The organism is Bradyrhizobium betae, from assembly GCF_008932115.1.
Classification (GTDB): domain Bacteria; phylum Pseudomonadota; class Alphaproteobacteria; order Rhizobiales; family Xanthobacteraceae; genus Bradyrhizobium; species Bradyrhizobium betae.
This window is the reverse complement of sequence record NZ_CP044543.1, coordinates 6,834,068-6,847,485: the sequence shown is the minus strand read 5'-3', so window position 1 is coordinate 6,847,485 and position 13,418 is coordinate 6,834,068. Positions and strand designations below refer to the sequence as shown.

The 13,418-nt window shown below is 63.3% G+C and carries 13 protein-coding genes; 6 read left to right on the top strand and 7 right to left on the bottom strand.

Going from position 1 to position 13,418, the window contains the following annotated elements; genetic code table 11:
* The first annotated feature begins 108 nt into the window (after positions 1-108).
* Positions 109-1,065, top strand: a complete 957-nt coding sequence (locus F8237_RS32910; protein WP_151650229.1) for an alpha/beta fold hydrolase — start codon at positions 109-111, stop codon at positions 1,063-1,065.
* On the opposite strand, the gene F8237_RS32905 is transcribed toward F8237_RS32910, so the two are convergent.
* The 4 genes from F8237_RS32905 to F8237_RS32890 all read right to left on the bottom strand — a co-directional run bounded on the left by F8237_RS32905 (position 1,062) and on the right by F8237_RS32890 (position 3,397).
* The gene (locus F8237_RS32905) at positions 1,062-1,565 is read right to left on the bottom strand and encodes a GNAT family N-acetyltransferase (protein ID WP_244626036.1); all 504 of its coding nucleotides are present in this window, start codon (positions 1,563-1,565) and stop codon (positions 1,062-1,064) included. The genes F8237_RS32910 and F8237_RS32905 overlap by 4 nt on opposite strands.
* 33 nt (positions 1,566-1,598) lie before the next feature.
* The gene (locus F8237_RS32900; RefSeq protein ID WP_151650227.1) at positions 1,599-2,144 is read right to left on the bottom strand and encodes a phage tail protein; all 546 of its coding nucleotides are present in this window, start codon (positions 2,142-2,144) and stop codon (positions 1,599-1,601) included.
* A gap of 63 nt (positions 2,145-2,207) precedes the next feature.
* Positions 2,208-2,735: a phage tail protein gene (locus F8237_RS32895; RefSeq protein WP_151650226.1), complete on the bottom strand. Its 528-nt coding sequence runs from the start codon at positions 2,733-2,735 to the stop codon at positions 2,208-2,210.
* A 116-nt stretch (positions 2,736-2,851) separates the two neighbouring features.
* On the bottom strand, positions 2,852-3,397 hold the full coding sequence (locus tag F8237_RS32890) for a phage tail protein (protein ID WP_151650225.1): 546 nt from the start codon (positions 3,395-3,397) through the stop codon (positions 2,852-2,854).
* Between the two features lie 1,257 nt (positions 3,398-4,654).
* Here F8237_RS32890 and F8237_RS32885 point away from each other — a divergent pair.
* Positions 4,655-9,136, top strand: a complete 4,482-nt coding sequence (locus tag F8237_RS32885; RefSeq protein ID WP_244626035.1) for a putative Ig domain-containing protein — start codon at positions 4,655-4,657, stop codon at positions 9,134-9,136.
* Between the two features lie 51 nt (positions 9,137-9,187).
* On the opposite strand, the gene F8237_RS32880 is transcribed toward F8237_RS32885, so the two are convergent.
* A complete protein-coding gene (locus F8237_RS32880; RefSeq protein ID WP_151650223.1) occupies positions 9,188-10,114 on the bottom strand; it encodes a septal ring lytic transglycosylase RlpA family protein in 927 nt (308 codons plus the stop codon).
* An 806-nt stretch (positions 10,115-10,920) separates the two neighbouring features.
* On the opposite strand from F8237_RS32880, the gene F8237_RS37290 reads away from it, so the two are divergent.
* On the top strand, positions 10,921-11,049 hold the full coding sequence (locus tag F8237_RS37290) for a hypothetical protein (protein WP_259172381.1): 129 nt from the start codon (positions 10,921-10,923) through the stop codon (positions 11,047-11,049).
* Positions 11,050-11,082: 33 nt separating this feature from the next.
* On the opposite strand, the gene F8237_RS32870 is transcribed toward F8237_RS37290, so the two are convergent.
* Entirely contained in the window at positions 11,083-11,376 is a 294-nt protein-coding gene (locus F8237_RS32870) for a hypothetical protein (RefSeq protein WP_151650222.1), read from the bottom strand.
* Positions 11,377-11,530: 154 nt separating this feature from the next.
* Here F8237_RS32870 and F8237_RS32865 point away from each other — a divergent pair, with 154 nt between their 5' ends.
* Both F8237_RS32865 and F8237_RS32860 read left to right on the top strand, forming a co-directional pair.
* Positions 11,531-12,121 (top strand): TIGR00645 family protein, encoded by a 591-nt coding sequence (locus F8237_RS32865; RefSeq protein WP_151650221.1) that lies wholly within the window; start codon positions 11,531-11,533, stop codon positions 12,119-12,121.
* Positions 12,111-12,581: a GNAT family N-acetyltransferase gene (locus F8237_RS32860; RefSeq protein ID WP_151650220.1), complete on the top strand. Its 471-nt coding sequence runs from the start codon at positions 12,111-12,113 to the stop codon at positions 12,579-12,581. Before F8237_RS32865 ends, F8237_RS32860 begins: the two co-directional genes overlap by 11 nt.
* An 18-nt stretch (positions 12,582-12,599) precedes the next feature.
* Here F8237_RS32860 and F8237_RS32855 read toward each other — a convergent pair whose 3' ends face one another.
* Positions 12,600-12,917, bottom strand: coding sequence for a DUF1476 domain-containing protein (locus tag F8237_RS32855; protein ID WP_162006315.1), 318 nt, complete (start codon positions 12,915-12,917; stop codon positions 12,600-12,602).
* A gap of 252 nt (positions 12,918-13,169) precedes the next feature.
* On the opposite strand from F8237_RS32855, the gene F8237_RS32850 reads away from it, so the two are divergent.
* Positions 13,170-13,397, top strand: coding sequence for a hypothetical protein (locus tag F8237_RS32850; protein ID WP_151650218.1), 228 nt, complete (start codon positions 13,170-13,172; stop codon positions 13,395-13,397).
* Positions 13,398-13,418 lie beyond the last annotated feature (21 nt).

Genomic DNA, 13,418 nt, shown 5'->3' with positions numbered 1-13,418 from the left:
ACAACACGAGGCTGGTTGCCGGAACCCGAGATTGCACGATTCTCGCTGCGCCCCTATCGTGGCACCTCACATTTCTCGACCAAACCCCTGAAACAAGGCGGAAAAGCGATGTCTTCCACCCGCGTGATCAAGGCCAACGGGATTGATCTGTTCATCCGCGAAGCCGGCCAGGGTCCGCTGGTGGTGCTGTGCCATGGCTGGCCGGAGCTGTCTTACTCCTGGCGCCACCAGATCCCGGCACTTGCGGATGCCGGTTTCCACGTGGTCGCTCCGGACATGCGCGGCTACGGCCAAAGCGCTGCGCCGGCGGACGTCGCCGCCTACTCGATCTTCGACACGGTCGGCGACGTCGTCGGCTTGGTGCAGGCACTCGGTGAGACCAAGGCCATGGTGGTCGGCCACGACTGGGGTGCGCCGGTGGCCTGGCATGCGGCACTGTTCCGTCCCGATATCTTCACGGCGGTCGCGGGGCTGAGCGTACCGCCGCCGTTCCGCGGCCGCGGCAAGCCGCTCGAGCTGTTGCGCCAGGGCGGCGTCACCAATTTCTACTGGCAGTATTTCCAGACGCCCGGCGTCGCCGAGGCTGAATTGGAGCATGACGTCGCCCGGACCATGCGCATCGTGCTGGGCGGGCGCGGCCTTGCCGATCCCAGTGCCGCCATGTTCGTTGAGGACGGCAAGGGCTTTCTCGGCCATGGCAATCCCGAGGAGCCGCTTCCGGACTGGCTCAGCGAGGCTGAGCTCGCCAATTTCACCGAGACGTTCCGGAAATCCGGCTTCCGCGGCGGGCTGAACTGGTATCGCAACCTCGACCGCAACTGGGAGCTGACGGCGCCTTGGCAGGATTCGCAGATTCACCAGCCCTCGCTGTTCATCGCCGGCTCAAAGGACGCCGTCATCACCGGCCTGATCGGCGCCAAGCGCGTCAACGAGCTCGGGCGCGTGCTGCCTAATCTGACGCGAAAGCTGATCATCGAGGGCGCCGGCCATTGGGTGCAGCAGGAGCGGCCCGACGAGGTCAACGCGGCGTTGCTGACATTCCTGCGCAACGTGTCGTCAGGCTAGCCGAGTTCCTTTCGCATCGCGACGTGCGACATGCTTGCCTCACCCATTTCGACAAATCCGCGGCGCAGGTAAAAGCGCCGCGCGGGCGTATTGCTCGCGAGCACCGAGAGCGTGAGCGCCGCGACACCGCGGTTTCTCGCGCTCGCTTCGAGCCCTTCGAACACCGCTGTGCCAAAGCCGCTACCACACTCCTTCGACAGCAACGCGATGTCGACGATGTGCCAATGCTCATCTGAGCAATGGATCAGGAGTCGACCGATCGCAGTTGCGCACCGCGTGATGATCATCGACCTCGCGGCCGGAAATCGCTCGGAATAACCAGCCGCCTGGCTGCGGAACTGTTGCGCAAGCACCTGTTCAAGCAAGAGCCCGGACAGGCCGGCTGCCTCGAACTGCTCCGCTCTGGCATCGCGGAACACGCGCCATACAAAGGCCTCGTCAGACGGCGTTGTCGGGCGCAATTGCAAGTCAATATGCCCCGGACTGATCTCGACGAACATCCCGTCAGCCATCGCGCCGCGCGTGCCGGGCCGTCAGGAGTTGAACGACGGGAAAATTCCGGCGTAGGCGATGCACCAGATCAGCGCCTGGGTCGGCTGCATGTTGTCGTGAGGAACGCCCTGCCCCGTCAGCGTCATGGCGTTCGGTGCCAGGGTGGTCGTGCTTGGCGGCGGGACGAACCCGTTGAAGAGAGGGTCAATGGCCGCCATGTTCGAGGACGTGCCGGGACCGGGCGCCGCGTTTGCGGCGGTCTTGCTGCCGATTTGAAGGCCGTGGGTGTGCGCAGCCATCTCGCTGATGATCAGACCGACCGTCGGGCTGCCGATGGACTCGCCGATCACGCGCGGCTGCAGACCCGGACCGTCACCCTGGCTGTTGGTAATGCTGCCGCTCAGATTCGGCAGCTGGAAATTGGTCGTGCCATTGCCGCCAAACGCAGTTCCGATCAACGCGAACAGCGGCGTGAACCGCTGGATGGCAAGCAATTGTCCAAAGCACGGCAGCCAACCCTGATTGAAGCCCTGGGCCGCAAATGTAAACGGAAATGCCTGGATTTCGCCGATATACGGGTCCGCCACGAAGTCCCTCCTCGAATCCACTGAAGCGCGAAATCTATATCGACCTGACCTGCGAGTGCGTCATCAGCCCGATGATGGAAAGACGCCGGCGAAGCAGATGCAATAATTGCCCACGACTGTCGGCATGATGTTGTTGTGCGGCAAGCTGTTGCCTGCAAGGGCGACGCAGGCCGCCATCGTCTCATACGGTGCGGCGTTCGCTGCCGGCGCGTAGAGATTTCCGGCCGACGCCGTTGCCAGATGAACCGTCGCGGACGGCGTCTGCGTCGCCGCCGTGGTGGTGGACGACATTAGCGCGTGGCTGTGCTGGGGCATCTCGTTCTCGATCAGGACATGTCCGTCCTCGCCTGCGATCTGGCCCAGCACGTAGAGCGGCAGCGCCGGCCCTTGGCCCTGGCCAATCGGCACCCGGCCGCGCAAATCAGGTGCATTGAAGGTCTGTACGCCGTCACCGCCATAGGTCGTGCCGATGACGGCATAGAGCGTATCGTATTGTGAGATCGGCAGGCTTTGTCCACTGCAGGCCAGCCAGCCATCCGGCACCCGTGGAAACCCGAACAACCGGATTTCGCCGATAAAGGGGTCAGACATGGTCGAAGTCCCTTTCAAGCACCGAACTAACAAAGAGGATCAGAAACGTCTCGCCTCTCACGAAGCGGAATTCGCCGAAAGGCAAGTTCTGGAAGCAGCATTCGGCAGTCTAAGTCTCAGTCGCGGGACGGAAAGATGCCGTTGAGTGCAATCATGTAGTTGATGACCAGATAGGGCTGCATATTGTTGTGGGATTGATTGCCGCCTTCATTCAGGACGTTGGTGCCTGGCGCGAGTGGCGTTTCACCACTACCTGCGGTCAGGAAAATAGACTTTGGACCGGCCGGCGGACTTGTGTTGGTGCCGAACAGGTTGTTGGCTGGAGCAGCAGTTCCTCGTCCGGACCCTTGGGTCGTCGACGCCTGAATGATATGATTGTGAGTGGGAAGCTGTTGCGCGTTCAAGGTCACTGCAACTGCGCCGCTGGTCATGCCCGCGGGAAAGTTACCACTGGCGCCAGAGGATCCGATGATGGCGCGGCCGCGCAAATCGGGCAGCCCGAACGTCCTGATGCCGTCCCCGCCGTAGTAAGTGCCGAGCAACGAAAATAGCGCCTGATTGGTCTGGATCGCCATCAGGGCGCCGTTGCACAGCGCCCACCCTCTCGGCACCGTGGTGCCGGCGAAGGGCATGATCTGACCCAGGATGGGCTGTAACGGCATCGGCTTTTCCCCGGAGTGCGAATTGCGGCTTCGTGACGAGGCGAGCTACGGAATAGAGGCCGTGAACATCCAAAATCAAAACGAGAAAAATATTCTTTGTACGCGTTGTAATTGTTAATTGCAGGCGCAATGACAGTCAAGCATCATCCTGCCTGATCAAATGGCTAGTGCTATTTGGACACCTCAAGCTAAGTGTAGCATACTCAACCGACATCGGCGGTTACTATTTCAAATTGCGACAACCAAAGGCTGTTGCTTTCATATCACTCGCACGCACAAAATTTCATAGTGCGGCGCAAATTCTGCCAGAAGGCCCGAGAGCCTCTTGTCGCGGCGGTCGCTTTCCTGCCTATTGGGCGAGATTTGGCTGTATGCAACCGCATTTTCGGAAACGGCCCACCAAGAAGAATTTGAACTGGGAATAACGCTGGACGACCTTTCGTTGCAGCGAAGGGGAGCGTAGTGGCAGTTTTTGCCCAAACAGGCATTGCTTGGGAATTCGCTGGTCGGTTGACCAAGTCGATCGGGCGCGGGGTCGGTGTTGTCGCAATTTCTGCTACGGCGCTGACGCGCGAAACCAGCCGTCCCCACCGCTGGTCGTCGAAAGCCCAATTGCGACGTTACTCCGCTATCGCATGCGGTGTATTGGCAGCGTTGTTTTCGCTTTCGGCGAGCGACGCGTGGGCGGCTTGCACGACGTTTACATCGAACCTGACGGTCGCAACCTCGATTGCGAAAAACAGCCAGATTGCGTTCAACACGGACGGCACCAGCGGTCAGGGCGGCACCAACGTTCCCGTATTCGACGCCGGCGGAACGTCCTACACGTCGTATAATGTCATCGCCAACAGCGCCCTGTATTCGACGTGCGGCACAAATAACAACAATTTTCCGGTAGGCGGCGCCAGCGGTTCAACATCCAGTGCCGTGGTAAGCGGGACAAACGGAGGAACTTACACGATAGACGTCGGCCCCACTACGTCGGGACACGGTGGCTTTTACTATAACAACTACACCCTCACCATGACGGCCCTGCCGACGCTTGGGAGGACGACCGACACGATTTCGCTGACCTATTATTCGCAAGCCGATATTTGGGGTCAACCTACCGGTTTTGTCCCATCCTTCGGCAATACCGACAGCACCCTGATCATTGCGCTGTCCAACATCGTTCAGCCAACCACCGCCCCGTCCATCACGGCAGCTTTCTCGCCCACGTCGATCGCGACATCGTCCGGATCGACGTCGACCCTGACGTTGACCATCACAAATCCAAACGGCTTCCCGGTCACCGGACTCGCCGTCGCCGCAGGCGCCCTGCCGGCGGGATTGAGCGGTACCAGCCCAGCGACGACCTGTAGCAGCGGGACAGCCTCCTATTCCGGAGGTAGCGGCGGCAACCTCAGCCTGAGCGGCGCGACGCTCAATGGTAGCGCGAGCTGCACGGTGACGCTGACCGTATCTTCGTCGATCGCCAACACGTACCCCTACACGAGCGGAGCCGTTTCAGTCACCGGTCCAAGCTCTGCCACCGGCGGGACCGCCGCGGCACCGACACCGCTGACCGTCACCGGACCGACGGCGACCTTGTCGGTCCCATCGACGATCCTCACACAAGGCCAGCCCTCGACCAACTTCACGCCCGTCACTGGTTCGGGCGGCACCGGCGCACTGACCTACTCCGTCTCACCGACGCTGCCGAGCGGCCTCAGCTTGAGCTCCTCTACCGGGGCGATCACGGGGTCACCGACTGTCACAAGTTTGAATACGCCCTATACCGTCACCATCACCGACGCCAACAGTGCGACCGCCACCAACACCTTCAACCTCGCTGTCAACGCGGCTGTGACTGCGACGCAATCGGTGGCATCGAAGACGCTCACGCAGAACCAGGCCTCGACCAACTTCACCCCCGTGACCGGCAGTGGCGGCAAGGGCGCGCTGACCTACAGCGTTTCGCCGACGCTGCCGACGGGGTTGAGCTTCAGCACCTCGACCGGTGCCGTCACGGGGACGCCGACGGTCGCGAGCGGCGCGCAGACCTACACCGTCACCGTCACTGATACGAACAGCGCCACCGCGTCGAGCACCTTCTCGCTGGCCGTCAGCGGCCCCGTCCTGGCGGTGCAGGCGGTGCCCTCGATCACACTGACGCAGAACAACGCCATGACGTCGACGACGCCGGTCACGGGCAGCGGCGGCACGGCTCCGCTCGGCTATAGCCTCTCCCCGTCACTCCCGGCCGGCCTGACGCTGAACACCACGACCGGCGCCATCACCGGCACGCCGACGGTGACGCATGCGACGTCCTCGTTCACGATCACGGTCACCGACGCGAATGGTGTGTCCGCGAGCAGCACGTTCAGCCTCACCGTCAATGCCGCGGTCACCGCGACCCAGTCGATCGCATCGGCCACCCTCACCGTCAATCACGTGGTGACAGCGTTCACCCCGGTGACCGGAGCCGGCGGCACCGGCGGCCTGACCTTCGGCATCTCGCCTTCGCTTCCCGCTGGATTGAGCTTCAATACCGGAACCGGCCAGATCACCGGCACGCCCACGGCGACGACCACAACTGCCTCCTACACCGTCACCGTGACGGACACGCTCGGCGCCTCCGCAAACAGCTCGTTCAGCCTTGCCGTCAACGGCCCCGTGACCGCGGTCCAGGCGGTCGCCTCCGTCACGCTCACGCAAAACCACGCCGCAACACCGGTAACCCCGGTCACGGGCGCGGGAGGAACATCTCCCCTATCTTACGGGATCTCCCCGTCGCTGCCCACCGGACTGAGCTTCAACACAGGCACTGGGCAGATCACGGGTACACCAACGGTGACCAGCGCGACCACGACCTACACCGTGACCGTGACAGACGCCAACGCGACCCCCGCCAGCACCACGTTCAGCCTGACCGTCAACAGTGCGGTGAGCGCGACCCAGTCTGTCGCCTCGGCGACCCTGACCGCCGGGCACGTCGTCACCGCCTTCACGCCGGTGACCGGAGGTGGCGGAACCTCTCCGCTGTCCTACATCGTCTCGCCAAGCCTTCCCACGGGGCTGATCCTCAACTCATCAACCGGCGCTGTCACCGGCACGCCGAGCTCAGCCAGCGCCGCGACCACCTATACGGTCACCGTCAGTGACGCCAACAATGCGACCGCCAGCAACACGTTCAGCCTGACCGTGAATGCCGCAGTCACGGCGACCCAGGCCATCCCGTCGAAGTCGCTGACGGTCAACATCGCGGCCGCGTCGTTCACGCCGGTCACGGGCTCCGGTGGAACCGGTTCTCTGAGCTACGGCGTCTCGCCGACATTGCCGGCCGGATTGAGCATGAACGCTACGACCGGAGCCGTCACAGGGACGCCGACGGCAACTAGCGGAGTCACCACCTATACGGTCACGGTGACCGATACGAACAATGCCACCGCTACCAGCACCTTCAGCCTCGCCGTCAACGGCGCGGTCACCGCGACGCAATCGATCGCCTCGAAGAGCTTGACGCAGAACACCGCCGCAACACCGTTCACTCCGGTCACCGGCAGCGGCGGTACCTCGCCGCTCGGCTATGGCATCGCACCGGGCCTGCCCGCCGGCCTGACCTTGAACACCTCGACCGGCGCGATTTCGGGGACGCCGACGGCTGCGCTGGGCGCCACGACCTTCACGGTGACCGTGACGGACGCCAATGCCGCAACCGCAAGCAATACGTTCAGCCTGACCATCAACGGTGGCGTGACCGCGACCCAGGCTGTCGCCTCCACCGTGATCACCGCCAACCACGCCGTCACGGCTTTCACGCCCGTCACCGGCGGCGGTGGCACCGCGCCTCTCAATTTCAGCGTGGCGCCCGCTTTGCCTGCCGGCCTCACCTACAGCGCGTCGACTGGCAGCATCTCCGGCACCCCGACCGCGACGATCGGCGCCACGACCTTCACGGTCACGGTCACCGATGCCAACAATGCGACCGCCTCGAACACGTTCAGCCTGACGGTGAATGGCGCCGTTGTCGCAACGACCTCCGTCCCGTCGACGTCGCTGCCGATCAATCAGATCGTGACGCCGTTCACGCCGGTGACCGGTTCGGGCGGCACCGGCGCGCTAACCTATGCGATCTCGCCGGCGCTGCCCGCTGGCCTCGTCTACAACACCGCCACGGGATCGATCAGCGGAACGCCGACCACGCCATCGCCGACCGTCACGTATACGGTCTCGGTCACGGACACGAACAACGCCTCGGCCACTTCGACATTCACCCTGTCCGTCGGTCAGGTCGCAAGTACGGTCGCGCTCACCTCGTCGGCCAACCCGACCCAGTTCGGGCAAGCCGTGACGTTCAATGCAACCGTCACCGGTGCGGGAGGAACGCCGGCGGGGACCGTGACCTTCAACGACGGTGGTAGCGCGATCGGCACCAGCACTCTGAGCGGTGGCATTGCCACCTTGACGATTTCGACCCTTGCTGTCGGCAGCCACACCATTATGGCAAGCTATTCGGGCAGCCCGCTGTTCACGCCGAGCACGTCGGCGGCGTTGGCCCAGAGCGTGAACGTTCCCGCCGACAGTCTCAAACTGCGCGCCCTTCAAGCCAACGTCACCAAGGTGGTGGCCCAAAATTCCGGGCAGGTCATCTCGGGGGCTATCGACGACGCCATTGCCGATGGGTTCAACCCGGACGGCGGCACGCTGCTCACGCCCGGCAGTACCGGCATGCGGATCAATTTCTCGGCCGATCCGCGCGATGACGACGACGCGGCAACGGGCACTGGCAACGCCGGACGGAATTCCTACGATGCGGAACGCAATGCGAATATGCGCGGCGTAGGACGCGCGCGCCGCAACGGCTCCCGTGTCGATGACGCGTTCGCGGCCATCGACCAGCAAATGCCGAAGAAGGCGGTGCCGAAATGGCATCAGGAGAAGGAATGGCTGCTGTGGGCCGACGTACGCGGGAGCGGCGTCGATCGCTGGAACTCGTCGAATGCGCTCGGTGTCGGCCAGGTCAACCAAGCCTCTCTTCGCGGCCAGCAGGTGAACGCGCTGATGGGGCTGACCTATCGCGCAAGACCCAACCTCCTGGTCGGCGTGCTCGGCGGCTACGAGAACTTCAGCTACACCGACGACACCGTCAACGGAAAGCTGAAGGGCGACGGCTGGACCGTCGGTGCCTATCTCGGCTGGAAGATCGTGCCGACACTGCGCTACGATGCCGCCCTGACCTATTCCGGCATTGGCTATGACGGCACCGCCGGCGCGGCGCAGGGCAATTTCAACGGCAACCGCTGGATGTTCTCGACCGGCTTCACCGGAACCTATAAATGGGCCGGCCTCTATCTGGAGCCCTCGGCCAAGGTCTACACGCTATGGGAGCGGGAAGACGCCTATGTCGACTCGCTCGGCACTCAGCAGTCCGCCCGCACATTCTCGACGGGCCGGGCCTCAGCCGGCAACAAGATGACCTACCCCTTCGCCTGGCTCGATAGCGTCCTGCTGGCGCCCTATGTCGGCGTCTATGCCGACTACTACTTCACCCAAGACGATGCCGCCGCGATCATAGCCGCGGGCGGCGTGCCGCTGGCGTCGACCCCACTGCTCCAGGGCTGGTCGGCGCGCGTCACCGGTGGGGTCGGCGCAAAGCTTGCCGGCGGCGCCACGATCGGCCTCGGCGCCGAGCTCGGCGGAATTGGCTCCAACACGCAGGTCTGGACCTTCAAGGCGCGCGCGCAGATGCCGTTCTGACAGCGGAGCCGCAGGATCCAACTGACGATCCAAGTCGGTAGGTCTGCTTGATCAGTAGAGACCGCGGCCGCTCAGGATGCTGCGGGCCTCGGCAGCACCATCGACCGACGACGGAACGCTCTCGTTCGCGTAGCCGCCGTCCTGATCGTAGGACACGGCGCGGGCATTCTGAAGCGCCCGGCCCCGGCTGCGGCTCGACGCCGACATCTCGGAGGTCGCATTGATGGAGGCGACATCGGCGGACGTGTTGCCGAGATTGTAGGGCCGCCCCTCCGGCATCGGAACGTCGCCGCGGATCGCTCCCCGACCTGAAGACGCAAGCTCCGGCACGAAGGGTCTGGCCGAGGCGACGCGAATCATCGAGGGAGTCGGCGCCGGAACGCCGGTGCGTAAGGTTGCCATCAACTGGCGGTCGTCTGAGCCTTCGAGCGGCGCCCGGCCGACATATTCGACACGGACCTTGGCGACGCCGTTGCCTTTGAATTCAAGCAGTTCGGCGGCCTTGTTCGAGACGTCGATGAGCCGGTTGCCATGATAGGGCCCGCGGTCATTGACGCGGACGATCAGCGACTTGCCGTTCGAGACATTGGTCACCCGCGCGTAGGACGGCATCGGCAGGGTCGGATGCGCCGCCGTCAGCGAGCCCATGTCGAACACCTCGCCATTGGCGGTCAGGCGGCCGTGGAAATCATCACCGTACCAGGATGCCATGCCCTCGGCGCGATAGTTCACGTCCTCCTCGGGCACATAGGTCCGGCCCGCCACCACATACGGTTTGCCGACGCGGTAGGTCCCGCCGCCCTTCGGCACGGGATCGCCCAGAGCCACGACGCGGGGGCTCGAGGACACGCCGTATTTCGGATCGACCCGGCCGGCGAACTTGTTGGAGGAGGCGCAATTGGCGAGCGCAAGGCAGGTTGCGACCGCCGCGACGCCGCGCGCGACCCGCAAAACCGAATCTGACCGTCGGATCCCCATGTGCCCCAAATACCACTTTACCGAAGACGTACCCAACCCGCTTTGGCTACGGGGAAGCACTGTCCGGTCCCTTGCTCCGAGGCGGCCCACCACCGCGTCGGAAGCAGTAAGGATAACGCAACCCGAACACGGCGGAAATGGGGAGCCCACAGCCATCACGCCGGGATGGTAAACGGGGCGTTCGCTTCTCCCCGTTGATCTACGGAGCGCGGCCCCCCCGCTCTGTGCCACTCCTGGACATTCTGTTGCGCCAAATCCTCACTCCACCCCCATTGTCGCGAACTTCCCTGGAATTCTTTTGACTGTGCAAGGCCGCCCGCGTTCTCTCGCGTGCAAGGGCGGGATTTGGAATTTAACGATGATCGAGACAGTTTCGGCACTGATGGGTCTGGTAAGCGCGGGGATCTTCCTGGCCCATGCGTTTGAAGGTTACCGCACGAGGGCCTGACGGCAGTCGCGCGGACGGCAAGCATCACCTCTTTCAAGACGGCACGTTCGGACAATTTTAAGCAATCCGGCCGAGCATCGAAGACAAGAGCGGCAGGTGTCCCATGCGCAACCATGACCTCGTATCCGATGGCTTCCTGGCATTGACTGCCAGCGGTTTGGTTCTGCTCTGCTCGAGCCTCGTGGCGCTGGCCTTTGGCTGAGCACCACCACAACTTTCCTTGTTTCTAACCACAACTACACCGCGACGCGGCATGCGGCCTGGTCCGCTATTGCCCTGCTCCCGTTTAGTTGATTGAATTTTTGCATTCGGCGCCTCGACTCATTTCAAGAGGCCATCACCAACGAGGGTGACGCAAATGCTTGCTGAGAAATTTTTCCTGGTTCTGGAATCGCTGATCCGCGGCGACCGCACCTATGCCGACGGAAGCCCGCGCGTGATCAGCACCTCCCCGCACGTGCCGGTGAAGCTGCCGGGCCGGACATAGAAACCTCCGTTCCTCGGCCTTGGATCGCGCCCCTCAACGCAGGCCCAACAGCGAGCGGCGATAGAAGCTGTCGCGAGCCTCGCTCAGGCAAACGAAGCTGCCGTCAAAACCCTTACCATATCGCTTCTGCCTCTTGCCGTAATAGACGCCTTTCCTGAAGTCGAGCCAGACCACCTGGTCCTGCGGGCAATGGCGCTGCGCCTGCGCCTGGTCGCGAAACGGCGTCAGCGGCGTTGCCAAGGCCCCTGTGTCGCCGCCTGCGCCAATGAGGATGGCGACAGCGACGGCGAGCGCGCCGGACCGCTTGCCGAACCCAGTCCAAGACATTCCCTCACCTCCCGATCCCGCGACGGCCGACTGGCAGGCTAACACGAGACGCCATCGCGCTGTGAAAGGCCGCAACTGCGCTTCGCGTCTTCCACCGGCCATCTTGCCGGGTTAGATGAAACCAAGATCATCTCGCTGCGAGGATGCTGCCTGAATGTCGGTTGAGCCTGAGCCCAGGACCAAGCCCGAGACCGGCCCCCACCCGGCCTCTCCGCGCCTGGGCGTGCTGCCGATGATCATCTTCGGCTCCCGCTGGCTGCAACTGCCGCTCTATCTCGGGCTGATCGCGGCCCAATGCGTCTACATCGTGCTGTTCCTCAAGGAGCTCTGGCATCTCTCCTGGCATGCGATCGACCTCACCGAACAGCAGATCATGATGAGCGTTCTGGCGCTGATCGACGTCGTGATGATCTCCAATCTGCTCGTGATGGTCATCGTCGGCGGCTACGAAACGTTCGTTTCGCGGCTCGACCTGCAGGGGCATCCCGACGAGCCTGAATGGCTTGGCCACGTCAATGCGAGCGTCCTGAAGATCAAGCTCGCCATGGCCATCATCGGCATCTCCTCGATCGCGCTTTTGCGCACCTTCATCGAAGCCGGCAATCTCGGCTCGGACCGCGCCAGCTTCACCGAGACCGGCGTGATGTGGCAGGTGCTAATCCACATCACCTTCATCGTCTCGGCACTCGGCATCGCCTATGTCGACAAGCTCAGCGAGTCCGGAATGCGCAAATATGCCGAATGACGAGGTGTCTTTCAGAGCGGCCCATCCGGACGACGCGGAAACGGTGTTCAACATCACCAAAGCTTCGATCGCCGGTCTGGCGAACGGATGCTATTCGCCGGCGCAGATCGAGAACTGGATGGGCGAGCGGTCGCCCCGGTTCTACGAAGAGCTCATCGCCAAAGGGCAGATGACCGTCTGCCTTCGCAACGGCGTGGTCGTCGGGTTCGTCGATGCCGAGCCCGGCGAGGTCACCCGATTGTTCGTCCTGCCCGAGGCGGCCGGCTCCGGGCTCGGTCAACGACTGCTCGACATCGGCGTCGCCCAGGCACGCCAAGGCCATAGCGGGCCAATCCGACTCGAGGCCACCATTAACGCCGAAGCCTTCTACCAACGATACGGCTTCAGAAGCACGGGCAGAGGGCTGTTCTCGCACGGCCTTGGCGGCGAGCCCATCGAGATCGTCTACATGGAACTGTGAGCGCCGACGGCGCGCCGCTCAGGCTTTTGCCTCGATCTGCTGAACGGCCTGGTGCAGGCAATCCTGAAGCTTTTGCGCGACCTGCTCACGCGTCACGCCCTTGCCGGCGAGATCGTCTGACACCTTGCCCACGACGCCGTCGATCGTCTGGCTCTCCAGATTGTCCGTCACCAGCGCGGTCACATAGCTCGCCGCGGCTGCGCCGCTGAGCTCGAGCTGCGCTGCAGCCCAGTGGCCGAGCAGCTTGTTGGACCGGGCCGTGGCCTTGAACACGAGCTCCTCGTCGTGGGCGAATTTGGCCTCAAAGCCCTGCTCGCGCTTGTCGAACGTGGTCATGGTCAGCTCCAATGCTTTCGCTTGATGCGGATCGGACTGGGTGAGAGCGAACGTCTCCGTGGTTCATGTCAGTTCAGGATCAGTCGAAGCTTCCGGTGGAAGGCAAACCCCGTCAAGCCCGCCGATGCAGGCGGGGCCGGAGCGTGCACGGCACACACCAGCTCCGCGCTAGCCACGTCGGCTAGTCAGGGGTGTTTACCAATCGTTAAACAGACTCAGCGCCGCATGGCCCGGGACATCGAGAGCTGACGCATGAACAAAGAGTTGCGGGAGTTTCGACGGCTTGAAAGGGTCTGCCTGGAGCAGGCAGCCCTATCCACCTTGGATCTCGCGCGAAGCGGATTGCTCAAGGTCGCGGACGATTGCCGGATTGCAGCCGAAGCAATCGAGGCGCAATCCCCGCGCGGCCCGTTCGCAGGCGCCGTCCAGGCACTCAAGCTCGCCCTCGGCGCGGCGCGCGCGTCTGACCGGCGCTACTAAGCCGGCACAGAGGACAGAACG